This window comes from Nonomuraea sp. NPDC050404 (assembly GCF_040655495.1).
Lineage (GTDB): Bacteria > Actinomycetota > Actinomycetes > Streptosporangiales > Streptosporangiaceae > Nonomuraea.
In genome coordinates this window covers 106,573-129,847 of the sequence record NZ_JBFAKB010000007.1, presented here as the reverse complement: position 1 = coordinate 129,847, position 23,275 = coordinate 106,573, and the positions used below count along the sequence as shown (strand labels likewise).

Annotated in this window: 21 protein-coding genes; 12 read left to right on the top strand and 9 right to left on the bottom strand. The window is 71.1% G+C overall.

Features of this window, described 5'->3' with window-relative positions; translation table 11 throughout:
- Positions 1–12: 12 nt before the first annotated feature.
- Positions 13–1,641: a GMC family oxidoreductase N-terminal domain-containing protein gene (locus tag AB0I81_RS20700; protein WP_360658852.1), complete on the bottom strand. Its 1,629-nt coding sequence runs from the start codon at positions 1,639–1,641 to the stop codon at positions 13–15.
- Positions 1,642–1,862: 221 nt separating this feature from the next.
- On the opposite strand from AB0I81_RS20700, the gene AB0I81_RS20695 reads away from it, so the two are divergent.
- Both AB0I81_RS20695 and AB0I81_RS20690 read left to right on the top strand, forming a co-directional pair.
- Positions 1,863–2,597 carry a type II CAAX endopeptidase family protein gene (locus tag AB0I81_RS20695; RefSeq protein ID WP_360658850.1) on the top strand — a complete coding sequence of 245 codons (735 nt, stop codon included), beginning with the start codon at positions 1,863–1,865 and terminating at the stop codon, positions 2,595–2,597.
- Positions 2,598–2,623: 26 nt separating this feature from the next.
- Positions 2,624–3,073 carry an SgcJ/EcaC family oxidoreductase gene (locus tag AB0I81_RS20690; RefSeq protein ID WP_360658848.1) on the top strand — a complete coding sequence of 150 codons (450 nt, stop codon included), beginning with the start codon at positions 2,624–2,626 and terminating at the stop codon, positions 3,071–3,073.
- Positions 3,074–3,184: 111 nt separating this feature from the next.
- On the opposite strand, the gene AB0I81_RS20685 is transcribed toward AB0I81_RS20690, so the two are convergent.
- The 3 genes from AB0I81_RS20685 to AB0I81_RS20675 are packed head-to-tail and all read right to left on the bottom strand — an operon-like array spanning position 3,185 to position 5,519.
- The gene (locus AB0I81_RS20685) at positions 3,185–3,946 is read right to left on the bottom strand and encodes an amino acid ABC transporter ATP-binding protein (protein WP_360658846.1); all 762 of its coding nucleotides are present in this window, start codon (positions 3,944–3,946) and stop codon (positions 3,185–3,187) included.
- Positions 3,943–4,812, bottom strand: coding sequence for an amino acid ABC transporter permease (locus AB0I81_RS20680; RefSeq protein ID WP_360658844.1), 870 nt, complete (start codon positions 4,810–4,812; stop codon positions 3,943–3,945). The genes AB0I81_RS20685 and AB0I81_RS20680 overlap by 4 nt, the downstream gene beginning before the upstream one ends.
- The gene (locus AB0I81_RS20675; RefSeq protein WP_360658842.1) at positions 4,809–5,519 is read right to left on the bottom strand and encodes a GNAT family N-acetyltransferase; all 711 of its coding nucleotides are present in this window, start codon (positions 5,517–5,519) and stop codon (positions 4,809–4,811) included. The genes AB0I81_RS20680 and AB0I81_RS20675 overlap by 4 nt, the downstream gene beginning before the upstream one ends.
- A gap of 167 nt (positions 5,520–5,686) precedes the next feature.
- Between AB0I81_RS20675 and AB0I81_RS20670 the strand changes: the two genes are divergently transcribed.
- From AB0I81_RS20670 to AB0I81_RS20630, 9 genes are read left to right on the top strand one after another with little or no spacing between them, the layout of a single operon-like run.
- Positions 5,687–6,403 carry an HAD family hydrolase gene (locus tag AB0I81_RS20670; RefSeq protein WP_360658840.1) on the top strand — a complete coding sequence of 239 codons (717 nt, stop codon included), beginning with the start codon at positions 5,687–5,689 and terminating at the stop codon, positions 6,401–6,403.
- Positions 6,400–6,864: a DMT family transporter gene (locus tag AB0I81_RS20665; protein ID WP_360658838.1), complete on the top strand. Its 465-nt coding sequence runs from the start codon at positions 6,400–6,402 to the stop codon at positions 6,862–6,864. The genes AB0I81_RS20670 and AB0I81_RS20665 overlap by 4 nt, the downstream gene beginning before the upstream one ends.
- Before the next feature lie 2 nt (positions 6,865–6,866).
- Positions 6,867–7,328, top strand: coding sequence for a DMT family transporter (locus AB0I81_RS20660; protein ID WP_360658836.1), 462 nt, complete (start codon positions 6,867–6,869; stop codon positions 7,326–7,328).
- Positions 7,307–8,473 carry a questin oxidase family protein gene (locus tag AB0I81_RS20655; RefSeq protein ID WP_360658834.1) on the top strand — a complete coding sequence of 389 codons (1,167 nt, stop codon included), beginning with the start codon at positions 7,307–7,309 and terminating at the stop codon, positions 8,471–8,473. The genes AB0I81_RS20660 and AB0I81_RS20655 overlap by 22 nt, the downstream gene beginning before the upstream one ends.
- Positions 8,474–8,483: 10 nt before the next feature.
- Complete coding sequence (gene upp, locus AB0I81_RS20650; protein ID WP_360658832.1) at positions 8,484–9,143, top strand: uracil phosphoribosyltransferase; 660 nt, start codon at positions 8,484–8,486, stop codon at positions 9,141–9,143.
- Positions 9,140–12,919, top strand: coding sequence for an amino acid adenylation domain-containing protein (locus AB0I81_RS20645; RefSeq protein ID WP_360658830.1), 3,780 nt, complete (start codon positions 9,140–9,142; stop codon positions 12,917–12,919). Before upp ends, AB0I81_RS20645 begins: the two co-directional genes overlap by 4 nt.
- Entirely contained in the window at positions 12,919–13,149 is a 231-nt protein-coding gene (locus tag AB0I81_RS20640; protein WP_360658828.1) for a tautomerase family protein, read from the top strand. Before AB0I81_RS20645 ends, AB0I81_RS20640 begins: the two co-directional genes overlap by 1 nt.
- Entirely contained in the window at positions 13,146–14,075 is a 930-nt protein-coding gene (locus AB0I81_RS20635; RefSeq protein ID WP_360658826.1) for a pseudouridine-5'-phosphate glycosidase, read from the top strand. The genes AB0I81_RS20640 and AB0I81_RS20635 overlap by 4 nt, the downstream gene beginning before the upstream one ends.
- 10 nt (positions 14,076–14,085) lie before the next feature.
- Complete coding sequence (locus AB0I81_RS20630) at positions 14,086–15,222, top strand: LLM class flavin-dependent oxidoreductase (RefSeq protein ID WP_360658824.1); 1,137 nt, start codon at positions 14,086–14,088, stop codon at positions 15,220–15,222.
- Positions 15,223–15,263: 41 nt separating this feature from the next.
- Here AB0I81_RS20630 and AB0I81_RS20625 read toward each other — a convergent pair whose 3' ends face one another.
- The 5 genes from AB0I81_RS20625 to AB0I81_RS20605 all read right to left on the bottom strand — a co-directional run bounded on the left by AB0I81_RS20625 (position 15,264) and on the right by AB0I81_RS20605 (position 23,166).
- Positions 15,264–16,880 (bottom strand): ABC transporter substrate-binding protein, encoded by a 1,617-nt coding sequence (locus AB0I81_RS20625; protein WP_360658822.1) that lies wholly within the window; start codon positions 16,878–16,880, stop codon positions 15,264–15,266.
- Positions 16,881–17,350: 470 nt separating this feature from the next.
- The gene (locus tag AB0I81_RS20620) at positions 17,351–18,856 is read right to left on the bottom strand and encodes an FAD/NAD(P)-binding protein (protein WP_360658820.1); all 1,506 of its coding nucleotides are present in this window, start codon (positions 18,854–18,856) and stop codon (positions 17,351–17,353) included.
- Between the two features lie 236 nt (positions 18,857–19,092).
- Complete coding sequence (locus AB0I81_RS20615) at positions 19,093–20,427, bottom strand: lanthionine synthetase LanC family protein (protein WP_360658818.1); 1,335 nt, start codon at positions 20,425–20,427, stop codon at positions 19,093–19,095.
- A gap of 645 nt (positions 20,428–21,072) precedes the next feature.
- On the bottom strand, positions 21,073–21,867 hold the full coding sequence (locus AB0I81_RS20610; protein WP_360658816.1) for a sulfite exporter TauE/SafE family protein: 795 nt from the start codon (positions 21,865–21,867) through the stop codon (positions 21,073–21,075).
- Between the two features lie 105 nt (positions 21,868–21,972).
- On the bottom strand, positions 21,973–23,166 hold the full coding sequence (locus AB0I81_RS20605; protein ID WP_360659784.1) for an FAD-dependent oxidoreductase: 1,194 nt from the start codon (positions 23,164–23,166) through the stop codon (positions 21,973–21,975).
- On the opposite strand from AB0I81_RS20605, the gene AB0I81_RS20600 reads away from it, so the two are divergent.
- Positions 23,083–23,253 (top strand): hypothetical protein, encoded by a 171-nt coding sequence (locus AB0I81_RS20600; protein WP_360658814.1) that lies wholly within the window; start codon positions 23,083–23,085, stop codon positions 23,251–23,253. The two genes, AB0I81_RS20605 and AB0I81_RS20600, sit on opposite strands and share 84 nt — an antisense overlap.
- The last annotated feature ends 22 nt before the right edge of the window (positions 23,254–23,275 follow it).

Genomic DNA, 23,275 nt, shown 5'->3' with positions numbered 1-23,275 from the left:
GGTTGAAGTGGATCACGAATTACGGACCTTGATGCGCTTGGCGGCCCGTTCTGCGAGCATGATGACCGGCGCCTGGGTGTTGCCGCGCGGCACTGTGGGCATCGTGGAGGAGTCCGCGACGTACAGGGCTTTCAGCCCGTGCACCGCCATCGTGGCGGGGTTCACGACGGTGGCCGGGCCCGTGCCCATGCGGCAGGTTCCGGCAGGGTGCCACTCGGTGCCGGCGGTGGCGGCGATCCAGGAGTCGAGCGAGTCGTCGTCCCACCGCGACGGCTGCAGCGGCGCGCCGGTGGCGGCCTTGAGCGAAGGCGTGTCGAAGAGCTGCTTGACCAGGCGCAGGCCCGCACGCATCCGGGCGCGGTCGTCGGGGTCGCACAGGTAAGCCGGGTCCGCGATCGGGGCGACCCGGGGGTCGGCCGAGACGAGGCGGAGCACGCCGCGGCTGCGGGGCGCCAGGAGAGAGATCGCCGCGGTCACCACGGGCTGGTCAAGCACCCGCAGCTGCGCGTCCAGGCCCAGCAGCGTGAGCGTGACCTGGATGTCCGGACCCGGCAGGTCGGGTTCGGTGCTCAGCATCGCCCCGGCCTGGGAGACCGACGCCAGCGGGCCGCGGCGGGCCAGGGCGTACGCGCGTTCGTCCTGCGCGCTGATCGCGTTGCGCAGCGGACTGCCGTCGGTGACCGGCCAGCTCGGCGACAACATCGGGTGGTCCTGCAGGTTGGCTCCCACGCCCGGCAGGTCGTGCCGTACACCGATGGCGTGCTCGGCGAGGTGGGCCGCCGGGCCGATCCCGGACAGCATGAGCAACTGCGGGCTGCGCAGGGCCCCGGCCGCCAGGATCACGCCGCGGGTGGCGTGAGTCTCGCCCGCGGTGGTCGTGCCACCGGCCTCGCGGGTGTGGCGCACGCCTGTCGCGCGCGTCCCGTCGAGGTCGATCGCGGTGACGTGGACGCCGGTACGAACGGCGAGGTTCGGCCGGTGCGCCGCCGGGGCGAGGTAGGCGTCGACGGCCGAGTGGCGTGCGCCGTCGCGGACGTTGGCGGCGAACAGCCCCACGCCTTCCCGGGTCGCGCCGTTGAAGTCGTCGGTGATCGGCCACCCGGTCTCCTTGCCGGCGGCCAGGAACGTCAGGGGTAGGGGGCTGACATCGCGTGCCCTGGTGACGGTCATCGGGCCGCCGGTGCCGTGCCACCGGTCGGGACCGAACTCGCCGCTCTCCAGCGCGCGGAACGTGGGCGCGACGTCGTCCCAGCTCCAACCGGCCGCGCCCGTGGCGGCCCAGGTGTCGTAGTCCGCGGGGTGGCCGTGGAACCAGGCCATCATGTTCATGCTGCTGCCGCCGCCCAGACCCCGGCCCTGAGCCAGATAGACCTGGCGGCCGCCGAGGGCGGGCTGCGGGGCGGTCAGGTCGGGCCACGCGGTGGGCCCGGCCATTAGCGAGAAGGAGAGCCAGGGGGTCCGGGCGGCCGGCTCGGCACCGGTGGTGGCACCTGCCTCCAGCAGCACCACGCGGCAGCGAGGGTCCTCGCTCAGCCGTGCGGCGAGCACGCAGCCGGCCGGCCCGGCGCCGACGATGACATAGTCGGCCTCGGTGGGCACCTCGTGGTCGAGTCCCATCCCGGCCAGAGCCGCCGGGGTCATGAACGCTGGCGCATCGTGCATCTGTGCTGCGGGCCCTTCATGGTTCGGCCGGAGTTGAGACCAGTTCGCGTCAAGAAGATCGATGGTGGCCCGATGGCGGGCCGCTTCGCGTCGGCAAAGGTCGCCTATCCGCTCGAAGTAGGCAGGTATCACCGACGCGGCGAGGGCGCCGACAGCGCGATGCTTGCGACATCGCAGGCACCAACGCATGGGGAGACGTCATGACGTCATCGGCAGGCAGCCATCGGCAGAAGGGAGGGCCGCCGGGCGGCGAAGCGGAGGCGGCCCGGCCCGGATGGTTCGAGATCGGTGCTGCCGCCGTCGCGTACCTCGTCCTGTTCGGGGTCACCGCGACAGTGCTCCGGCTGATCCCGGCGGAGGATTCCGTCGGCCGGGGGCTCGCCGGGTACGCGCTGTCCGCGCTGATCGGCGTGGGCGCGTTCGTCGCCGCCTTCGCCGTGCGCATCCGTGAGGTCCGGCCGTTCGGCGTAAGGCGCGCCGGGTGGAAATGGCTCCTGCTGGGCACCGTCATCGGCGCGGCCGCATGGTGGCTGAACATCGTCGTGACCATCGTGTACGCCGCCGTCACCGGCGATGCCGGATCCCCGCAGGGCGACTACCAGGCGGCGGGTGGGGCCGGCGTCGTCGCGTTGTCGGCGACGTTCCTGCTCGGCGCGGTCGCGACGCCGATCGGCGAGGAACTCGCGTTCCGCGGTGTGCTGGCCAACGCCCTGAACCGCTACGGATGGTGGGCCGACGTCCTGGTGAGCTCCGCCGTCTTCGCCGTCGCGCACGGGCTGAACCCCGTTCTGCCGGTAGCCTTCGTCATCGGGGTGCTCTGCGCGGTTCTGTTCCGCAGGACCGGCTCCATCTGGCCTGGCGTGTGCGTGCACGCGGCCAACAACGCCTCCTCGATCGTGATGCCTCTCCTGCTGGCGCCACTGTTGCCGGGCTAAGAACCACCGAACTGTGAGGAAATGAAATGTCCACAAATCCCTCGGCCGAGACCATGGGCGCCATCATGGCGGGGATGATCGACGGGTGGAACCGCGGCGACGCCGCCGCCTTCGTCGCCGACTTCGCGGACGACGCCGAGTTCGTCGCCTTCAACGGAGCCGTTCTGAAGGGGAAGGACGAGATCGTCCCCTTCCACCAGGGCCTGTTCGACACCGACCTGAAAGGCTCGCGCCTGGTGGACGGCCAGGTGGTCTTCGCCAGGATCGTCGGGCCCAACTGGGGTGTCGTGCACCAGCGGGTCGGTGTGGTGATGCCGGGCGAGGACACGCCGCTGGCGAGCCGTGACTCCATGCAGCTGCTCGCCGTCCGGTGGCGGGGCGAACGCTGGCAGGTCGTGGCGCTGCAGAACGCACGGGTGTTCTCCCTGGAACGCCAGCTCGCGCTCGACGCCCTTGAGCAAGCAGATCAGAAATAGAGGAACCCCAATGTCCGTTCACCCACTTCTGCCCGTGCTGGACGACCTGGCGAGCGTGATCGGGGCGACGAGCCCGGCGCGGGAAACGCGCATGTCTGTTGTCCTTGGGCGTCAGAGAACCTTGGCGAGGAAGGCGCGGGTGCGTTCGTGGGTGGGGTCAGCAAGGACCTGGGCGGGCGGGCCGTGCTCGACGACGCGGCCCGCGTCCAGGAACGCCACCGCGTCGGCCACCTCACGGGCGAACCCGATCTCGTGAGTGACGACGATCATGGTGGTGCCGCCGAGGGCGAGGTCCTTGATGACGTCCAGGACCTCCCCCACCAGCTCGGGGTCCAGCGCGGAGGTGGGCTCGTCGAACAGCAGCAGCTTGGGTTCCAGGGCGAGTGCCCGGGCGATGGCGACCCGCTGTTGCTGCCCGCCTGACAGGGTGCGCGGGTAGGCGCCGGCCTTGTCGGCCAGGCCCACACGGGCCAGCAGGCGTTCGGCCAGCGGCTCGACCTCGGCGCGTGGCCGGCGCTGGGCCGACAGCGGCGCCTCCATGAGGTTCTGCCTGACGGTGAGGTGCGGGAAGAGGTTGAAGGACTGAAAGACGAAGCCGATCTGGGTGCGCTGCCGCAGCACCTCTCGTTCGGGCAGCTCATGCAGGCGGTCGCCGGCCTGCCGGTAGCCGAGCAGGCGCCCGTCCACGCGGACCGAGCCGAGGTCGACCTTCTCCAGGTGGTTGATCGTACGCAACAGCGTGGACTTGCCGGACCCCGACGGGCCGAGGAGCACCAGCACCTGGCCCTTGGCCACCTCCAGGTCCACGCCGCGCAGCACGTGCAGGGGGCCGAAGCTCTTGTGCACGCCGCGCAACTCGACCATCGGGTTCATGCCCGCCCCTTGCCGTAGTGCCGTTCGACGTAGTGCTGGACGATCGACAGGGCGGTGGTCAGGACGAGGTACCAGATGGCGGCGACCAGGAGCAGGGCCATGACGCGGCCGTTGCGGTTGTAGATCACCTGCACCTGGTAGAACAGCTCGGGCAGCGCCATGATGTACACCACCGAAGTGCCCTTGACCAGGCCGATGATCTCGTTTCCCGCGTTGGGCACGATGGTCCGCATGGCCTGCGGCAGGATGATGCGGAACAGCCGCCGCGCCGGGGGCAGCCCGAGGGCGGCCGCCGCCTCCCGCTGGCCGTGGTCCACCGACAGCAGGCCGCCGCGGACGATCTCGGCGGCGTAGGCCGCCTGGTGCAGGGCCAGCCCGAGCACCGCCGCCGTGAGTGGCCCGATGAGGTCCATGGTGCCGAAGTCGAAGAACGCCGGGCCGAACGGCACCCCGACGGACAACCGCGGGTAGAGCAGCGCCAGGTTGTACCAGAACAGCAGTTGCAGGATGAGCGGCACGGACCGGAACAGCCACACGTACCCGAAGGCAACCGACGACAGCAGCCGGTTGGGCGAGAGCCGCATCAGCGCCAGCACCGTGCCGAGGGCGAAGCCGAGCCCGATGCCGAGCACGGTCAGCTCCAGCGTGAGCAGCACCGAGCGCACCACCGACGGCGCGAACAGATACTGCCCGACCACCTCCCACTCCCAGGCCGGGTTGGTGATCAGGGCGCTGGCAGCCATCGCCAGCACCACGAGCACGGCGCCCGCGGCCAGCCATCGCAGCGGACGGCGGGCGGTCACCACCGCCAGGGGCCGTTCCGTCTCCTGGTGGGAGGGCGCCGCCTCGACTCCGGGCAGCGTCATGGCCCGCCCTCGATCCGGACGCGCGCCGGAACCCGTACGGTACGGAACTCGGTGGTGCGGCGCAGGCGGAAGCCGAGCCGTTCGTACAGGCGGATCGCGTGCGTGTTGGCGGCGGACGCGTGCAGGAACGGCGTCTCTCCACGCTCCCTGATGCCGGCGGCGACCGCGAGCACCAGTCGGGTGGCCAGCCCTCTGCCCCGGTGGGCCGGCTCGGTGCAGACGGCGCTGATCTCGGTCCAGCCCGGCGGGCGCAGCCGCTCCCCCGCCATCGCCACCAGCGCGCCACCGGACCGGATCCCGAGGTAGGTGCCGAGCTCGACGGTCCGTGGCAGGAACGGGCCCGGCTTGGTCCGCTCGATGAGGCCCAGTATCTCCGGCACGTCCGCGGGCCCCAGCCGCTCCACGCGAGCGTCGTGCGCCCCGGCGACGCGTTCGCCGGTGAGCTGGACTCCCGGCACGTTCCTCGCCTCTTCCCAGCCGGCCGGCGGGGACGCTGCCGGGCCGGTCAGCGGCACGTCACCGCCCTCGCCCGCCAGCGCCGCCACGTCCTGCCAGTCGGCGGGGCCCGGGTCCTGCGGCATCGACAGGAACGGGGAGACGTCGCGGGGGTAGCGCAGCACGCGCCCGCGCCTTTCGGCGAGGTGTGCGTGCGGGCCAAGTAGCGAGGCCCGCACCGGGTCGTCCAGCGCAAGGAACTCCACAAGCATGAGCCGGGGCCTTTCTCACGTCCGTCAGCGGCCCCAGCTCAACACAGCTTCCAAAACCCGTCAAGACCTACTGGTTTAGTTGGTTATTGGAGATTTCCCCTATAACCCACTTGATTTATGGGAAATATCTTCCTACCTTGAAGCTCCAGCAGCCCGGAGAGGATGTCATGAGTCACCTGACCGTGTTCGATCTCGACGGAACACTCGTCGACACCCCGCGCGCGATCGTCGAGACCTTCACCGCGGCGTTCGGCGCGCTGGGCGTCGCCGCACCCCGTCCCGCGGCCATCCGCGCCACGATCGGACTCCCGCTCGAACGGGCCTTCGGCGACCTGCTGGCCGCCGCCCCCGACGGCGAGCTGGTGACCCACGCGGTGCGGCACTATCAACGCCTGTACAAGGAGATCATCCTGCCGCGCGCCCGCGAGCTGCTCTTCCCCGGCGTGACCGAGGGGTTGGACGAGCTGCGCGCCCGGGGCATCGCCCTCGCCGTGGCGACCAGCAAGTTCTACGCCAGCGCCGACGCGCTGCTGCGGTCGGCGGGGCTGCGGGACCGGTTCGCTCTGGTGGTGGGCGCGGATCAGGTGAGCAGGCCCAAGCCGGACCCTGAGTCGGGGCTGCTGGTCCTGCGCACGCTCGGCGTGGCCGCACGGCACGCGGTGGTGGTGGGCGACACCACGCACGACATCCACATGGCCGGCGCGGCCAGCATGCGCTCGATCGCCGTCACCTACGGCGTTCACGGTGCCGCCGAACTGGCCACCGCGAGTCCCACCTGGGTCGTCGGCACGTTCGCCGAGGTCGTAGCCCGGCTGGGCGCGGAGCTCGCGAACAGTACGCACGGTATCGAGGTAGGGCGAGAGAAGGAGGAGCTGGCCGGATGAGCGGGCGCGCGCTCGACTGGTCCCTCTCGATCGCCGGCGGTGTGCTGCTGACGCTGATGACGCAGGCCAACGCCGTGCTCGCCGGCCATACCGACGCCCTGTACGCCTCCTGGGCCGCGCACGCGATCGGGGCCGTGGTGGCCTCGATCCTGGTGCTGGCTCTCGCCCGCCGCGCACCGGCCACCGCCCCGGGCCAAGGCGAGCACCGCGCACCGCTCTGGTACTACCTGGGCGGCATCCCCGGCGCCCTCGTCGTCGTCCTGTCGGCCGTCGCGGTCAACAGCGAGCTCGCCCTGGCCGGCACCATCGCCCTGATGCTCACCGGCCAGGTCCTCTTCGGCACGGTCTCCGACCACCTGGGCCTGCTCCACACCCCGAGGCGCCAGGTCACGCGCATGGATCTGGCGGTCGCCGGATGCGTGCTCGCGGGCAGCGTCCTCATCGTCATCGGCGGAGCGTGACCATGCTCTTCTTCGTCGTCCTGGCGCTGCTCAACGGCGTCCTCATCGGCACCAGCCGCACGGTCAACGGCCGGCTCAGCACCAGGAAGGGCGCCTTCCGGGCGTCTGCGTGGAACCACGTCGTGGGGTTCGCCTTCCTGAGCGCGGTCCTCCTCGTCCTGCGCGCCTGGCCGGATGTCACCGACGCGCCCGTCACCGCCTACGCGGGCGGAGTGTTCGGCGCTCTGTTCGTCGCGGTCAACAGCTATGTCTTTCCCAGGCTCGGGGCGATGAGCGCCTCTGTGCTGGTGATCAGCGGGCAGGTGCTGTCCGCCGTGGTCATCGACTGTGTTCAGCATCGCGCGCTGCCGGCGCCAGTCAGGCTCGCCGGCGTGGTGCTCGTGCTCCTGGGGCTCGGTCTGCCCCGTTTGTCAGCCCGTTTCCGGCAGAGGGAGATTTACCAGTGCCCGACCGAGATGAAGTGATCGACGCCATCCTCGACGACCGCACGTACCACATCGAGTTCAACGGCCACCTCACCAACCATGCCAAGCACGCCGTCGTGGCGCTGGTTGGACTGGGCGTGCCCGCCGCCGACATCAAGGCCTACTACGACGCGTACGCGAAGCTGACCTCGTACGGGTTCGGCCTGGAAGCGCCCAAGCCGGACCGGCACCTCATCACCGAGCAGAACTGGCGCACGCACCTGGGCCGGCGCACCAGCTTCTGGTCCTACTGCGACTTCTTCAACCGGCGCGCGCGGGAGCTCGGCCTGGAGGAGGTCCTGCGCCGGTACGTACCCGAGCTGCTGCCCGGCTGGACTGGCTCATTCACGCACGCCACCATCCACCTCGGCTGGGCGCTCGACATCGGCCACCGGTGGATGGCGATCGAGGGACTGGCTTACCTGGCGTTCTCGTACTCGACCTGCCACCCGGAACGGGCACAGCCACCGCGTGAAGACGGCGCGCCCGTGGACTCGCTGCTGCGACTGGCCGGGGTGTGGGACGAGCACCGCGACGAGCTCACCCACTGGGTCGCCGGCCTCCTCGCCGACACCTCCCCCGCCGAGGACGGCCGCATCCACCCGGAGCTGCTCCGCTCCGGCCTGCAGTTCAGGATCGCCCGCACGCTGAGCGAGGGCCATCCCCTGTTCTACGACACACCCGCGTGGACGCGGGACGACGCCTGGGAGCCGCTGTACTACGCGGTCGCCCTGCTCTACCTGTCGCGTCCCGGTGACTTCGTGCTGCTGCACCTGATCACCTCGCTGTACGCGGTCGAGCGGATCGCCCTGCACCTGCCGGCCGGGCAGCGGTGGGAGGCCGCCGTCTGCTTCTGGATCGGGCTGCTCGGCACCGTCTTCTCCGGTGGCGACTTCCCCCGCCGCGCCAAGCTCGCCGCCCTGCACCGGATCTTCTCCGGAGCCGTGGACGAGCACCCCGGCGACTGGGACCAGATCACGCGCCGGGCCGTCCTGGAGGAAGAGGAGCACAACCCCAAGCTCGTGTACGTGCTGCGCCGGTTGTGGGAGCGCAGCGGCCATCGGTCGATCTACCGGGTCGCGGCGGGCCAGTTCACCGCCACGCCCGAGCTCCCACCCTCGTTCGACGAACCGCCCACCGCCTGACGGGACCGCCATGTCTGCCCAGCACAACCTCCATCTGCTTCCGCAGACCAGCCAGCTCCGCGCGCTGCACACTGTCGTCCGCGACCGGCACGCCGGGCTCGACGCCTTCGTCCACAATTCCCGCCGCATCATCCGCCTCCTGCTGGAGGCCGGGCTCGACCAGCTCCCCTTCACCGAGAACCACGTGACCACGCCGGTGGGCGCCACCTACCGGGGGCTGAGGCACGCCGCGGACGTCTGCGCCGTGGCCGTGGTGAGGGCCGGAGAGAGCATGGAGGCCGAGTTACGCGACCTCCACCCCGGCATCCGCATCGGCAAGATCCTCATCCAGCGGGACAAGCAGACCAAGCTCCCGCACCTGTACTACTCGCACCTGCCCCCCGGCATCGCGGAAAGCCACGTCCTTTTGCTGGAGCCCATGCTGGCCACCGGCGGCTCGGCCAACGCCGCCATCGACGTGCTGCTCAAGGCCGGCGTGCGGGAGCGGCACATCGTTCTGATCGGCTTCATCGCCGCGCCCGAGGGCCTGCGCGCCATCGCCGAGGCGCATCCGCACGTCAAGATCGTCATCTCCTCGATCGAGGAGCGGCTGAACGACGACGCCTTCATGGTCCCGGGCATCGGCGACTTCGGCGACCGCTACTTCGGCACCACCGACCCGGGAGCATGATGATCACCGTCCCTTCCGCCCGCCCGGCCGGGCTCCACACGCCCGTCGGTGTCGGAGCCTGCCTGCCGGATCTCCTGCTCCAGCAGGCCGAGCACCGTCCGGACGCCGTGGCGGTCACCGCCGCCAGCGGCAGCCTCACCTTTCGCGAACTCGTCCGCGACGCCGGCCGGCTCGCGGCCCGCCTCCGGCGGCTGTCCGCAGGTCCTGACCACTGCGTCGGCCTGTACGCCGACCCCTCGGCCGACCTGCTGACCGGAGCCTGGGGCATCCTTATGGCAGGCGCCGCGTACCTGCCGCTGTCCCCCGACTACCCGCACGACCGGGTCCGCTTCATGATCGAGGACAGCCGGTCCACTGTCATCGTCACCCAGCCGCACCTCGTCCGCGAGGTGTCGGAGCTGGCACCGCCGGGCACGCGGGTCGTGAACCTGGCCGACGGAGCCAGCGAAGCCGGCGAGGCCGAAGTGACCGGCGAGTGGCGGCCCGGCTCCCTCGCCTACGTCATCTACACCTCCGGCAGCACGGGCCGGCCGAAGGGCGTGATGATCGAGCACCACAGCATCGCGTCCCAGCTGCGCTGGATGCACACGTGCGGCCACCTCGGCCCGCACACCACCGTGCTGCAGAAGACGCCCGCGAGCTTCGACGCCGCGCAGTGGGAGATCCTGGCGCCGGCATTCGGCGGCCGGGTCGTCACGGCCCCCGCGGGCGGCCATCGCGACCCGGACGCGCTCATCGAGACCATGGCCGCCCACGACGTCACCACCCTGCAATGCGTGCCCACACTGCTCGAAGCGCTGGTGGAGACGGGACGGCTGTCGCGCTGCGCCGCGCTGACCCGGGTCTTCTCCGGCGGCGAGACCTTGACCAAGCGGCTGGCCAGGGACTTCTTCGCCGCGCTACCGGGCGCGTCGCTGATCAACCTGTACGGCCCCACCGAGTGCACGATCAACGCCGCCGCCCACGTGGTCGACCCCCGGCAGGCCGGCGACGGGGATGGAACGCTCCCGATCGGCGTCCCAGTTGACAACACTCACTGCTTCGTCCTGGACGAGAACCTGGCCCCCGTGGACATCGGGGAGACGGGCGAGCTGTACATCGGCGGCGCCCAGCTCGCTCGCGGCTATTTGAACCGGCCCAAGCAGTCCCGCGAGCGGTTCGTCCCCTCGCCGTTCGTCCCGACCCAGCGGCTCTATCGCAGCGGCGACCTGGCGTACTGGAATCCCGACGGCACGTTGCAGTTCGCCGGCCGCGCGGATGACCAGGTCAAGCTGCGCGGTCACCGGATCGAGCTGGGAGAGGTGGCGCTGGCCGCCGAGCGGCACGCCTGGGTACGGCGGGCGGCGGCGGTCGTCGTGACGGACGGCAGGACCCGCTCCCCGCACCTGGTGGTGTGCGCGGAGCTGAACCCCCGCGAGGCCGCCCTCATGGACCAGAGCCATCACTCGGCCCACCACCGCTCCAAGACCGACCGCCTGCAGGTGCGCGCGCAGCTCGCCGGAGCGGGGCTCAGGCCAGACCTGGCCGGCCTGCCGGCGGTCGCACTCCCGCACCGCGACGCACCCGCCGAGCTGCGGCGGGCGGCCTTCGCCCGCAAGACCTACCGGTTCTACGAGGGCGGACCGGTCACCCGCGCGGACCTGCTGGCGCTGCTCGGCCCCCGGCCGGCCACGACCCGCACCCGCAGCCTCGGCGACCTCCGGTTCGACGACCTCGGGCGGATCCTGCGCTGGTTCGGCCAGTTTCACAGCGACAGGCGGCTGCTGCCCAAGTACGCCTATGCCTCGCCTGGCGCCCTGTACGCGACCCAGCTCTACATCGAGACCACCGGTATGGACGGCCTGACGTCCGGCCTGTACTACTACCATCCTGTGGACCACGCCCTGGTGCGCGTGGGACCGGCCCGGCTCCCCGAGGACGGCGGCCTGAGGGTGCACCTGTCCGGCAGGCGGGCGGCGATCGACCCGGTCTACCGGGAGAACCTGCACGAGGTCCTCGAGTTCGAGGCCGGCCACATGGTGGGCGTCTTCGAGGATGTGCTGCCCGCATTCGGGCTGGACATCCGGCCACTGGACCGCGTCGCCTCGGTACGGGAGCGACTCGGCGCCGAGCCCCACGACCACTACATCGGCACGTTCGAGGTCCACCCGCACGACGGCTCGCCGCGCGCCGAGGACGTCGAGGCCTTCCTCCAGGCGCATCCCGGCCGCGTCGCGGGCCTGCCTGCGGGCTGGTATAGGCATCGCGGCGGCGCGCTGGAGCGGGTCTCCGACGAGCTCGTGCGGCGCCGGCACGTCGTGGCGATCAACCAGCAGGTCTACGACCGCGCGGCCTTCGGCCTCGTCTTGGCGGCCAGGCAAGCGCGACCGTGGCTGGCGTACGTCGTGCTGGGCGCCCGGCTGCACCACCTGCAGCGCAACGGCCTGGGGCTCGGCCTGATGTCGTCGGGATACAGCTCGAAGAGCGGCCACCCGATGCCCGCCGCGCGGCGCGTGGCGGAGATCCTCGCGGGCGCGGGACTGGCCGTCCCGCAGGCGACGTACTTCGCCCTGGGCGGCCGGGTCAGCGCGGAGCAGATCGCCGGCGAGGACATGCGCGAGGACGCGGTCCATATGAAGGGCCCCGCCGAGCTCATCAAGGACGAGCTGGCTCGCCTGCTGCCCAGCTACATGCTGCCCAACCGGGTGCTGGTGATGGACGCGCTGCCGTTGACGGCGAACGGCAAGGTGGACGCCGCCGCGCTGCGCGCCCTGGCCCGGCCGCGGCCGGCCGTCCCGCACACGCCGCCCGCGACCGCGGCCGAGCGGTGGCTGGCCACGGAGTGGGGGCGGGTGCTGAAGTACGACGAGGTGTCGGCCACGGATGACTTCTTCGCCAGCGGCGGCAACTCGCTGACCGCGGTGGCGCTCATCAACCGGATCAACCGGGAGTTCGGCACACGGCTGCCCTTCCAGGCGCTGTTCGAGTCTCCCAGACTGACAGAGCTGGCGGCGCGCGTGGGCGCGGGACCGGCGGCGGCCTCCCGGCTGGTGTCGCTCGGGCGCGTCGCGGAGGGCCGGCCGGTCTTCTGCTGGCCCGGGCTCGGCGGCTACCCGATGAACCTGCGTGCCCTGGCCCACCACGCCGCACGGGACCGCCCCTTCTACGGGATCCAGGCGCACGGGCTGAACCCGGGAGAGGACCCCTATCCCTCCATCCAGGACATGGCCGCCGCCGACGTGGCCGAGATCCGGCGCGTGCGGCCGGAGGGGCCGTACACCCTGTGGGGGTATTCCTTCGGCGCACGTGTCGCCTTCGAGGCGGCCAAGCAGCTCGAACGAGCCGGCGAGCAGGTGGACGAGGTCATCCTGATCTGCCCGGGCAACCCCCGGGTGGGTACCGGGAGCCGGGCCCGAGAGGCGTCCTACGCCAACCCCGAATTCGTGACGATCCTGCACTCCGTCTTCACCGGCACGGTCGCGGGCCCCAGCCTGGAACGCTGCCTGGCGCAGGCCAGGGATGAGGAGAGCTTCACCGGCTTCGTGCACGACCTGCTGCCCGAGCTGGACCGGCCGCTGATCCGCCGGATCGCCCGTTTAGTGGCCACGACCTACGCCTTCCCGTACACATTCGGAGCGCTCGGCGCGCCGGTGACCGTCGTCAGGGCCGCCGGCGACGAGCAGCCGCACCTCGGCGGGAAGGTCGTCGAGCTGGCCGCCGACCACTACGGCGCGCTCAGGGAGCCCGGCGTCGCCGAGCTCGCCCGCGCCATCCGTACGAGCACGAAGGAGTCGTGATGCCGCACGTCACCATCCAGCACTTCCCCCTCGACCTCGGCCCGGAGCAGAAGCGACGCCTGGCGGACGCGCTGACCGCAGTCGTCGTGGAGCAGTTCGGCACCTACGAGGGCGCCGTGTCCATCGCGCTCGAACCGGTGGAGCCCGGTGACTGGGCCGCCACGGTGTACGAGCCGCGGATCGCCGGCCGCCCTGAGTCGCTGATCAAGGCTCCGGAGTACCGCGGTTGAGCGGCATCCCGCTGGTGGTCGCCGAAGAGGTGGCCCAGGCGCTGGCCGAGGACCGCGCGGTGGTCGCGCTGGAGTCGAACGTGATCACGCACGGCCTGCCATACCCGGACAACGCCGCCACCGCCGTCAAGGTCGAGTCCGCGGTGCGGGCCGGCGGAGCGGTGCCGGCGACGATCGGCGTGGACGGCGGCCGGCTGCTGATCGGCATGAGCGCGGCCGACATCGAGCGGTTCGCCTCGGCACCCGGCATCCCGAAGGCGAGCAGCCGGGACCTGCCCGTGGTGCTGGCACGCGGCGGGCTCGGCGCCACCACCGTGGCCTCCTCGCTCGTCGCCGCCGAGCTGGCGGGCATCCCGTTCTTCGCCTCCGCGGGCATCGGCGGGGTGCACCGGGGCGCGGAGACGACGATGGACGTCTCCGCCGACCTCATCCAGTTCACCCGCTCCAGGGTGGCAGTCGTCTGCGCCGGGGCCAAGAACATCCTCGACCTCGGCCTGACCCTGGAATACCTGGAAACGCAGGGAGTGCCGCTGGTGTCGTACCGATCGGACGACTTCCCCGCCTTCTACTGCGCCTCCAGCGGCCTGCCCAGCCCGCACCGCATCGACGATCCCGGCCTCGTCGCCCGCGTCGTCGACAACCACTGGGCCGCGGGCAGCCGCGGCGCCGTCGTCATCACCACCCCACCCCGCCCCGACGACGCCGTGGACCCCGCGGTCGCGGAAGCCGCCGTGCGGCGGGCGCTGGCCGCCGCCGAACGCGACGGCGTCAAGGGCAACGCGATCACCAAGTACCTCATGCGAGCCGTGGACGAGGTCACCGGCGGGCGGACCTCGCAGGCCAACATGGCGGTGCTCATCAGCACGGCCGAAGTCGGCGGCGTACTCGCCGCCGCGCACGCCCGCCATCGATCCGCTCTTCGATAAGGACGCTCACATGCCCGTGGAGTTTCTCGGCATCGCCTACACCAACAACGCCTCGGAGACCACCGCCCGTTCCGGGCTCTCCTTCGACAAGGACTACACGCTCAAGCTCGCCCGCGCGCACGAGGACCACGGCTGGGACCGGGTCCTGTTCGCCTACGGCTCGGACACCCCGATCCCCACGCCGGCCGCCGGCTGGCTGGCGGCGAAGGTGGAGCGGCTGCAGATCCTGCTCGCGCACCGGCCGAACGTGTCGTACCCGACCTACGCCGCGCGCTCGTTCGCGACGCTGGACCACATCAGCGAGGGGCGGCTGACCATCCACTTCATCACCGGCGGCAACGACCACGAGCAACGCCGCGAGGGTGACACGCTGACCAAGGACCAGCGCTACAGCCGGACCAGGGAGTACATCCAGATCGTCAAGAAGGTGTGGAGCAGCAGGGAGCCGTTCGATCACGAGGGCGAGCACTACCGCTTCCACGACTACGTCAGCGACGTCTTCCCGATACAGGAGCCACATCCCGGAATCTCCTTCGGCGGCTCCTCGCCCGCCGCGTACGCCGCCGGCGGCGCGGAGGCGGATATCTACTGCCTGTGGGGCGAGCCGCTGGCGGACACCGCCCAGCAGATCGAGGCGGTGTGGGCGGCGGCGCGGGCGGCCGGGCGTACGGACCGGCCGCGGATCCAGGCAGCCTTCCGCCCGATCATCGCCACCACAGAGGAGTTGGCGTGGGAGAAGGCGCACCACACGGTGGAGGCCATCCGCGTGCGCCGGGCCGCCAGGCAGCCGCCGCGCGGCCACAAGCCCGACGGCCCCGAGAACACCGGCGCGCAGCGGCTGATCGCCATCGCGGCCAAGGGAGAGCGCTTCGACCGGGCCCTGTGGACGCCGACCTCCGCCGCCACGGGTGGGGAGGGCAACTCCAACGCCTTGGTGGGCACCCCCGAGACCGTGGCCAAGGCGCTGCTCGACTACTACGACCTGGGCGTGGACATCATCTCCGCCCGGGGCTACGACCTGCTCGGCGACGCCGTCGACTTCGGCCGTCACGTCATCCCCGTCATCAGGGAGGAGGTGGCCAGGCGCGACCGCGAAGGGGCCGACCGCGGGCCGCACCTGCTGGAGAAGATCACTGCCGGGATCTGACGCGTGGGCGCCCGCGCCCGGGGGCGAGGGCGCCCAACCCGTCAGGCGCCGACGCTGACGGCGTAGGCACCGGCCGGAGTGCCCGAGGCGGGATCGAAGCCGAGCCCCTTCACGCTCTTGCGGGCCGCGATCTGGTCGGCGGGAACGTACAGGGGGAAAACGATGGCCTCCTCGTCCACGACTCGCTGGATCCTGGTGTACAGGTCCTTGCGCTCGGCCTGGTCGGAGCTCGCCGCGGCCTGCTTCAGCCAGCCGTCGATGCGCGGGTCGTCGATGTGGGCGAAATTGACGGCGGCTCCCGACGACAGGATGAGGTTGAGCGCCGCCCCGGCGTCGGAGTCGCCGCGGGAGTTCCAGAAGATCTCGTACTCGTTGGCCTTCCACGCCTGCTGCGCCGCGCCCTGGTCGAGGATCTGTACCTGGAGGTCGATGCCGGCGCTCTGCTTGACCTGCGCCTGAATGGCCTGGGCGAGGATGTCGCGGCGGTCGCGGACGAATGCCGTGGAGGCGACGATGCGCACGGTGAGCCGCCTGCCGTCCTTGGTCCGGTAGCCGTCCGCGTCCTTGCCACGCCATCCGGCCCGATCGAGGAGGGAACCCGCGGCGGCGGCCGCTCGCGGGGAGCCCTCCAGGGAGGCGTCGTGGAAGGGGCTCGCGCTGCTGACAATGCTCCAGGCCCGCTTGGCCTGCCCCCGGTAGACCGACTGGAGGATGGCGTCGAGGTCCACGGCCTGCCGGAATGCCTGCCGCACGCGCTTGTCGTCGAAGGGCGGCCGGGAGGTGTTGAAGTAGTACGTGAACGCGGTGCCGGAGTTGAGGCCGGTCGTCAGCGTGAGGCCGGGGTCGTTGCGGATGGCGCCGATGTCGGTCGCGGGCACGCCCTCGATGACGTCGACCTGGCCGGACAGGAGCGCGCCGACGCGGACGGCGGCTTCGGGCAGGAACCGGTAGGTGACCTCCGAGAGCGGTGCGGGCCCCTGGTGCGCGGCGCCGCGCGGGGGCCACTTGTAGGTGGGGTTGCGCTTATAGTGCACCTCCTGGCCAGGCACGTACCGGTCGAGGATGAACGGGCCCGTCCCGGCCACGTCCACCCCGCCGGCCTTGAGGTTGCCGGCCTCCTTCAGCGACTTCGTAGAGATCTGCGCGCCATACGGGGAGGACAGGAAGTCGAGAAAGAGACCGTCTGGCTGCTTGAGCACGAGCTTGACCCGGTACGGCGAGACGACCTCGGCCCGTGCGAAGGAGCGGAGCTGGATCGTGGCGATGTCAGGGTTGTAACCGGGTTCGAGGAGCTTGCCGAAGTTGGCCTTGACCGTCTCGGCGCCGAACCGCTCGCCGTCGTGAAAGGTCACGTCCTCGCGCAGGTCGAAGGTGTACGTGAGGTGATCGTCCGAGATCTTCCACGAGGTGGCCAGCCAAGGGGCGAAGGTACCGTCGGCCTGCCGGGCCACCAGGGCGTCGAACTGGTTGAACACCAGGAGCCGTGCCTTGTTCTGGATCCACTGGTGCGGGTTGAAGGTGATGGGCTCGGTCTCGACGGCCCAGGTCAGCGAGGCGGCGGCCCGGTCCGGCCGCGCGGCCCCGCCGGTGCCATCGATGCCGCACGCCGCCAGTGCCACGGCCAGGAGCGCGGAGACAACGATTCTGACCACTTTCACGGATGACTCCCGAATAATAACATATTAAAACAGTAGGTTTTTGGGGTATTTACGTCAAGGATCAGGTGAGAGGAAAACCCTGCCCGGTGGAACGAGTTCGCGGATGGTGTGCCGACCGGCGAGGCCGCCCTTGTCGGCGATCCGCCAGGCCAGGCGGTCCAGCACCCAGTCGGCCGGCCTTTCTTGCTCGGTGCGGTAACGCCCGATCCGAGCTACGAGCGGGTGCGGCGGCCGCTGTCCTTCGTACGCGACGAGCCGGCCACCCCCTTCAGCGGGACAGAGGAAATCGAGGCCTTCTCCGACCTGGGTGCAACCCCACGCCCGGGCATGGGCTCCCGCACGTGGTACGGCAGCGCAAGCCCGCGCTCGGCCCGACGGGCGGACGAGCACGGCATGAACTTCCTGACCAGCAGCGTGATCAAGACACTCGTGGCCGGAACGGAAACCGGTCGCCCACACGATCGTGCGGATCAAGCCGCCGCGTGCACCAGTGCCCCGAAGACCTGGGACAGCACGGCTCGCGCCACCGCGTCGGCCCGGCCCGGCAGGGTCGCGGAGCCGTCGCTTCCCGTGTCGCCCGCGGCCAGGGAGCCCAGGGCGAAGCGGCGGCCGTGCACGGAGCCGTGTCCGGTGATCAGCCTGCCGTCGGGCACGCGCACGGCCAGGAGGCCGGCCGCTTCACGACACTCGCCCCGGGCGTACAGGTCGGCGATCAGCGGATCAGCGCAGTGGGCCGACCCGGACCGTGGCCGCCGCGTCTCGACGAGGGCCCGCGCCCTCGTCACGCCGGGGACGGTGAGGCTGTTCGCCCGCCAGCCGCCGTCGTCCTGCTCGATGCGCGGCTCGGCCCCGATGAAGGTGACGACTCCCGCCCTGGCCAGGGCGTGCAACTCGGCCTGGCAGACCAGGGACGGGCCGTCGGCCAACAGGCCGAACAGCCCCTCGAACCACGGATCGCCCGCCATGCGGGGACGCGCGTCCAGCAGCGCGCGAATCAGCGCCAGGTCGGGACTGAAGCCGGGGTCGGCCCGCCGCTCCAGGTCGGCCGCGAGGTAGCCGTGCATCCATCGTTGCAGCCCGGCCAGGTCGCCGAAGCGCACGCCGCGCAGCGGGCGTTCGAGCCGGTCCAGGTGGAGCCGGTCGGCGAAGCGTGGCACGGATTTGGTCACCAGTGCCCGCATCTCCTTGCCGCCCTGCTCGGCACGGGCGAAGGCGGGCCCGAACTTCGCCCACGTCGTCTTCGTACGGGACGGGTGGGCGGTGAACAGCTCCTGGTAGTAGGCGTAGGCCAGCTCCTTGGCCGTCGCCTGCCGCGCGTCACCTTCGTACGCGAACCGCCTTGGCCGTGTTCCGCCGGTCAGGCGGTATCCGGGACGGGCGTGATGCGGCACGCCGCGCCGCGAGCCCACGTACAGGAGAGGTTCGAAGCCGCCGGGCAGGTAGACCAGTTCGCCCCGGCGCCCCTGGGAGAAGCGGCCGCCGCGCCCGGTGGTGAGCGGCGCCAGCAGGCCGGCGAACGCCCGTCCCGCGCCGCGCACCAGCACCGGCTCGCCCGCGGGCACGCTCTCCAGGCCATGCTCCTGATCGGGCCCGCCCGGCAGGTAGAGCAGGTCGTGCCGGTCGGCGAAGACCGCCTCCTCGCGCTCGGCGGGCCCGGTCGGGATGCCGGGGCGACCCCGGGCCAGCACCACGGCGTCCGCCTCCAGGGTCTCGCCGCCCAGGAGCCGCACGAACTGCCTGCCCGCCGACTCGGTGAGCCTGACCGCCCGGTCATGATGGACGCGTACCCGGACGCCGCACGACGGGTCGCGCACGGCCGGCCCGGCATCGCTCGATCGTTCCGTCCCGAGCGCATGAGGGTCCACCACATGAACCTCCACCACCCGCCCTCCACCCGGCTGCGGGGCGTGGGCGCGGATCCTGTCCACCACGCACCTCCCGGCCGGTCCCGCGCCGATCACCACGATCGCGCCCACCGCGCGCCTCCCTGTATGAGTCCGTGTCGTCACCTCACCGGCGCCCCCTGAGGGCGTCCCGCATCACGCGTCCGCAGGGCGCCGGACGACTGTCCGGGCGGCGGGACGGCGCATGCCCTCGGGTGGCGATCAGCGACACCGGGCGCTGGCAACGCGACCGAAGTCCACGTACGCGCGGGTGACCAGCGAAGGGCAGCGGCTCATGATCATGACGCTACACGCCACCCTCCAAATAGTCAACTATTCCTACTTGTTATACATGAAATAGGCAGGACGGGAAACGGATTGTCGGGCAGGAGCAGCACCCGGCGCGCCCGATCGGGCTGTCCGGCCGCGTCCAGGTGGAGCAGGGCCGCCCCGATACCCGCCGCACCGACCATGTAGCCGGTGTCCGCGCTCACCTCACCGGGCCGTACCCGGCGGTAGGCCTGGTACCAGCGGTAGCCGCGCCCGTCGTGGTCGTCGGCCCTGGCCACCAGATCGGCCGCGAGCGTGCGGGCGAACTCCAGGCAGGAAGCACGTCCCGTGACCGCCCAGAGCCCCACGAACAGCTCCACCAGGCCGGCCGTGCCGCAGCACTGGCAGGCCGAGTTCCAGTAGCCCGGCGTGCGGCGCGGCGGGGCCGAGCTGTCGACCACGCCATGCGCCAGCCGCTCCACCCAGTCCAGGTCCGCAAGGTCGCCGGTCACCCGATACAGCTCGTAGAACATCCTGGCCACTCCGGCCGCGCCCGAGCAGTAGCCGGCGTAGTACAGCTCCCCGGACCGCGGCACGTGGTGCGGGACCAGGGCCCGGCCGCCGCCGGTCACGCTCACCTCGCGCACGAAACCGGCCCCGCTGCGAGCGGCGCGCAGGAAGCTCTCGTCGCCGGTCACCCCGTACAGGCGGGCCAGGAGAAAGGCGATCCCGGCCGAACCGGCCAGGAAACCGGGTGTGATCGCGTCGGAGGGCAGGCCGTCGAGGCCGCCGTGGCGGTGGCCGGGCACGGGCAGCCCGGCGATGCGCGAGCCCGCGCTGACGGCCGCCGCCTCGTACGCGGGCTCGCCGAACCGGGCGGCGGCGCGCAGCAGGCCCAGCACGATACCGCCGTCGCCGCGCTGGACGGGGTCGAACGTCCAGCCGAAGCCGTCCACACGGGCGCGCCCGCTTGCCACGATCAGGTCGGCGATGGCCACCGCCTCGGCGTCGAGGCGGTCATCCCCCAGCGCCCAGCCGGCCTCCATCAGCGCGATCATCGTGCCGGTCAGCCCGTGGTGCAGCGTCAGGTCGTCCTCCCTCCGCCAGGTGGCCGCCAGCCAGTGCGCGCCGCGCCGCGCGTCCTCCAGGTATGCCTCGTGCCCGGTGGCGGCGGCCAGCTCCAGGAAGAACAGCACGACCCCGGCCGCCCCCGAGTACAGAGACCTCGGCCGCGGCGGCAGCGCCGACCTGCCGTGCCGGTCGGGGTTGGCCCGCCAGTGCCTGCCGTGCTCGTCATCCACGGCGGCGGACCTGATCCAGCGCGCGGTCGAGATGGCGGCCGTCATCGGAGAGTGGGCACGAGCGCTCATCGGGCGGATCTCGTCCAAGCTCATGGCCGGACTATGGCACATCCATGACATCAAGTGCCGGGTTTTCCTATTATTTAAGTAGCTTTTATCGGAATTGATCGCTCGCGCGCCGTATGAGTACTCGCAGGGTGATGGTCGTGATCCGTCTCGACGCAATGCCACAAGACCAGAGTCTCCGTCTCCCTCGGCCTCTGCGAGCGCCGCTACAGCACCAGCCAACCCACGAGCCGAACGAAGATCAGATAAAACAACGGCAGCGACATGGACAGCGATCATGCCCGCCAGGACGGGAACGCCAAACCCCAGGTCAACCCCAAGAGCCGAGTTTCGGGCACCACGGGTGGATAGACCTCGATTGGTTCGGTACATCCTCAACCAGGACTGACCGACCGGCTCTATGATGTACGCCGTCTCCCGGCGTCTGTTGTCTTTGCCTGGACTCTTGCTCGGAAGCAGTTCCTGACCGTCCAAGCCGAGCACGTCATCGCCGTCGGCTTCCTGCATGTGAAATCACCAACCTCACACGCCTGGACACCCTGATCATGCTCGAACACGCCGAGCCGCCGTAACCGCCTGCTCGGCGTCCCCGCCACGCCCGTGGGCGCAATTTGAGCCCCATAGGTCGGTGAGACGGCATGCCGCCGATTCCGTAGCGCCTGCTGCTGCCCCTCAGGTGTGGCGAGCCATCTTGACGGCTGAGATCAGCAGCACGGCGGCCAGGACGGGGATGAGCACCAGGTCCGTGATGACGCCGAGCAGGAGGCCGCCCAGCAAGGCGCCGACGACGGAACCGGCGATCATGACGGCGACAAAGCGCCGGTTGGCGCCCAGGACGGCGAAGCTGCCGTCCCGGCTGTAGCGGGCGAAGGCCACCAGCATGGTGGGCAGCGACACCAGCAGCGACAGGCTGCCGGCGGTCTTGATGTCCACGGCGTACAGCAGCACGATCGCGGGGATCAGCAGTTCTCCGCCGGCCACCCCCATGATGGCGGCCACGACGCCGATACCGAACCCCGCGACGACACCGGCGATCGCCTGCCCTGCCCCGGACAGCGGCAAGGCGCCCACGGTCGTGGCGTGGGTGAGCATCAAGGCCACGGCCATGCCCACCATCAGGATCGCCAGCACCTTGTACAGGGTGGAACTGCGCATCCGTACCGCCCAGGACGCACCGGCCCAGGCGCCGAGCAGGCTGCCGGCCAGCAGGTTGCCCGCGACCGTCCAATGCGCGGCCAGCTCGGCGGCAGAGACGGCGGCCAGCCGGGCCGGCAGCGCGGTCAGCACCACGATGAGGCTCATGGCCTTGTTCAGGATGACCGCGGAAAGGGCCGCGAAACCGAACAGGCCGATGAGCAGAGGCAGCCGGAACTCCGCGCCGCCCAGACCGACCATGCCGCCCAGCACGCCGACCGCCGCCCCGGCCGCGAACGCCAGCGGTAATGACCGCGATCCGCGCGTCGTCACGACGGCTTCATCTGGCTCCATACCGGTTCAAGCTCCCACACCGCCTGCTTCGGCAGGAAGGACTTTGTCAAGGACGTCACCGTTCGGCGGGAGAGCGGGCTTGGATCACCGTCGTGCGGTCAGGTAGAGCGCGAGGTGGTCGATCACCTCGCGCGCGTCGTCTTCGATCCCGTGAATGAACGTGGACCGGCGCCGCCGCAGCAGAGGCAGCCCCAGCGCGTACAGTCCAGGGCTTTCCACGACGCCGCCGTCGTGGCGCAGCAGGCCCTTCTCATCGGCCACGGGAACGTGCAGCCAGCTGTAGTCGGGCCGGAAACCCGTGGCCCACACGATCGTGCGGATCTCCCCGCGACGCAGGTCGAGCTGCAGGCGCGCCGACTGGGGCACCCGGGTCGGCGCGAAGCGCTCGGGCGGGCCTGCCTCGGCGTCACGGCCGTGCGTATGTGCCCATGTGTCGAACGTGTCCAGCAGGCGCTCCATCTTGAGGTCCGCGAGGGCGAACACGTTGCGCAGCCCGCCGGAGAACAGCGCACGGCCGTCGCGCACGGCCGCCCACCGGCCCACCAGCTCGACGCCCATCGCGGTGAGCACGTTCAGATCGAGCGTCGTACGCTCAGGGGTCCCGGCGAGCTGGGGCGAGGGCAGCCGCCGGGCCCGCGCGAGATCGTCGATCTCGTCATAGCGCTGATCCCACACGCCCGAGGCGCCCATCCACCACAGCACGTCGCGCCCACGGTAGGTACGGGGCAACCGCACGTGCTCCCCCACCGCCAGGGTCACCGGCCGGCCCGAACGCCGCAACTCGGCCGCCAGTTGAACGCCGGTGGCCGACGCTCCCACGACGAGCACGCCACCGTCGGGGAGACGGCCGGGTTCGCGGTAGTCGAACGGCGTCAGTTGCCCGACGGACGCCGGGACCGCGGCGGCGAGCTGCGGAACCGCCGGGCGGTTGCAGGCGCCGGTCGCGATGACCACGGCACGGCAGCGAATCTCGCCGCGGCTGGTCGTCACGTGGTAGCCCTCGTCGGTACGCCGTACGGAGGTGACCTTCGTCCCGGTCCGGACCGGCGCCCGCGTCTGCGCGGCGAAGCGCTCGATGAACTGCGTCACCTCCTTCGTGCTCAGGTAGCCGTCGGGGTCCGGGCCTTCGTACCGCAGGCCAGGAAGGCGGCTCTGCCAGTTGGGGGTGAGCAGCCGGAAGGAGTCCCAGCGTTCGTGCCGCCAGGAGTTGGCCACCTCGCCGCGCTCCAGGACGAGGTGGTCGATCGACCGCTGGGCGAGGAAGTGGCTCGCGGCCAGGCCCGCGTGCCCGGCGCCGATGACGACGGTGGTGACGTGCTCGATGGCTCGGCCCTTCAGGCGGCTTGGACGGTGGTGACGTGCTAGGCGACTCGGCCCTTCAGGCGAG

Bases quoted from the DNA above. Each gene is read 5' to 3' on its own strand.
- AB0I81_RS20700 (WP_360658852.1), bottom strand. From the start codon at position 1,641: ATGACCCCGGCGGCTCTGGCCGGGATGGGACTCGACCACGAGGTGCCC.
- AB0I81_RS20695 (WP_360658850.1), top strand. From the start codon at position 1,863: ATGACGTCATCGGCAGGCAGCCATCGGCAGAAGGGAGGGCCGCCGGGC.
- AB0I81_RS20690 (WP_360658848.1), top strand. From the start codon at position 2,624: ATGTCCACAAATCCCTCGGCCGAGACCATGGGCGCCATCATGGCGGGG.
- AB0I81_RS20685 (WP_360658846.1), bottom strand. From the start codon at position 3,946: ATGAACCCGATGGTCGAGTTGCGCGGCGTGCACAAGAGCTTCGGCCCC.
- AB0I81_RS20680 (WP_360658844.1), bottom strand. From the start codon at position 4,812: ATGACGCTGCCCGGAGTCGAGGCGGCGCCCTCCCACCAGGAGACGGAA.
- AB0I81_RS20675 (WP_360658842.1), bottom strand. From the start codon at position 5,519: ATGCTTGTGGAGTTCCTTGCGCTGGACGACCCGGTGCGGGCCTCGCTA.
- AB0I81_RS20670 (WP_360658840.1), top strand. From the start codon at position 5,687: ATGAGTCACCTGACCGTGTTCGATCTCGACGGAACACTCGTCGACACC.
- AB0I81_RS20665 (WP_360658838.1), top strand. From the start codon at position 6,400: ATGAGCGGGCGCGCGCTCGACTGGTCCCTCTCGATCGCCGGCGGTGTG.
- AB0I81_RS20660 (WP_360658836.1), top strand. From the start codon at position 6,867: ATGCTCTTCTTCGTCGTCCTGGCGCTGCTCAACGGCGTCCTCATCGGC.
- upp (WP_360658832.1), top strand. From the start codon at position 8,484: ATGTCTGCCCAGCACAACCTCCATCTGCTTCCGCAGACCAGCCAGCTC.
- AB0I81_RS20645 (WP_360658830.1), top strand. From the start codon at position 9,140: ATGATGATCACCGTCCCTTCCGCCCGCCCGGCCGGGCTCCACACGCCC.
- AB0I81_RS20640 (WP_360658828.1), top strand. From the start codon at position 12,919: ATGCCGCACGTCACCATCCAGCACTTCCCCCTCGACCTCGGCCCGGAG.
- AB0I81_RS20630 (WP_360658824.1), top strand. From the start codon at position 14,086: ATGCCCGTGGAGTTTCTCGGCATCGCCTACACCAACAACGCCTCGGAG.
- AB0I81_RS20615 (WP_360658818.1), bottom strand. From the start codon at position 20,427: ATGAGCTTGGACGAGATCCGCCCGATGAGCGCTCGTGCCCACTCTCCG.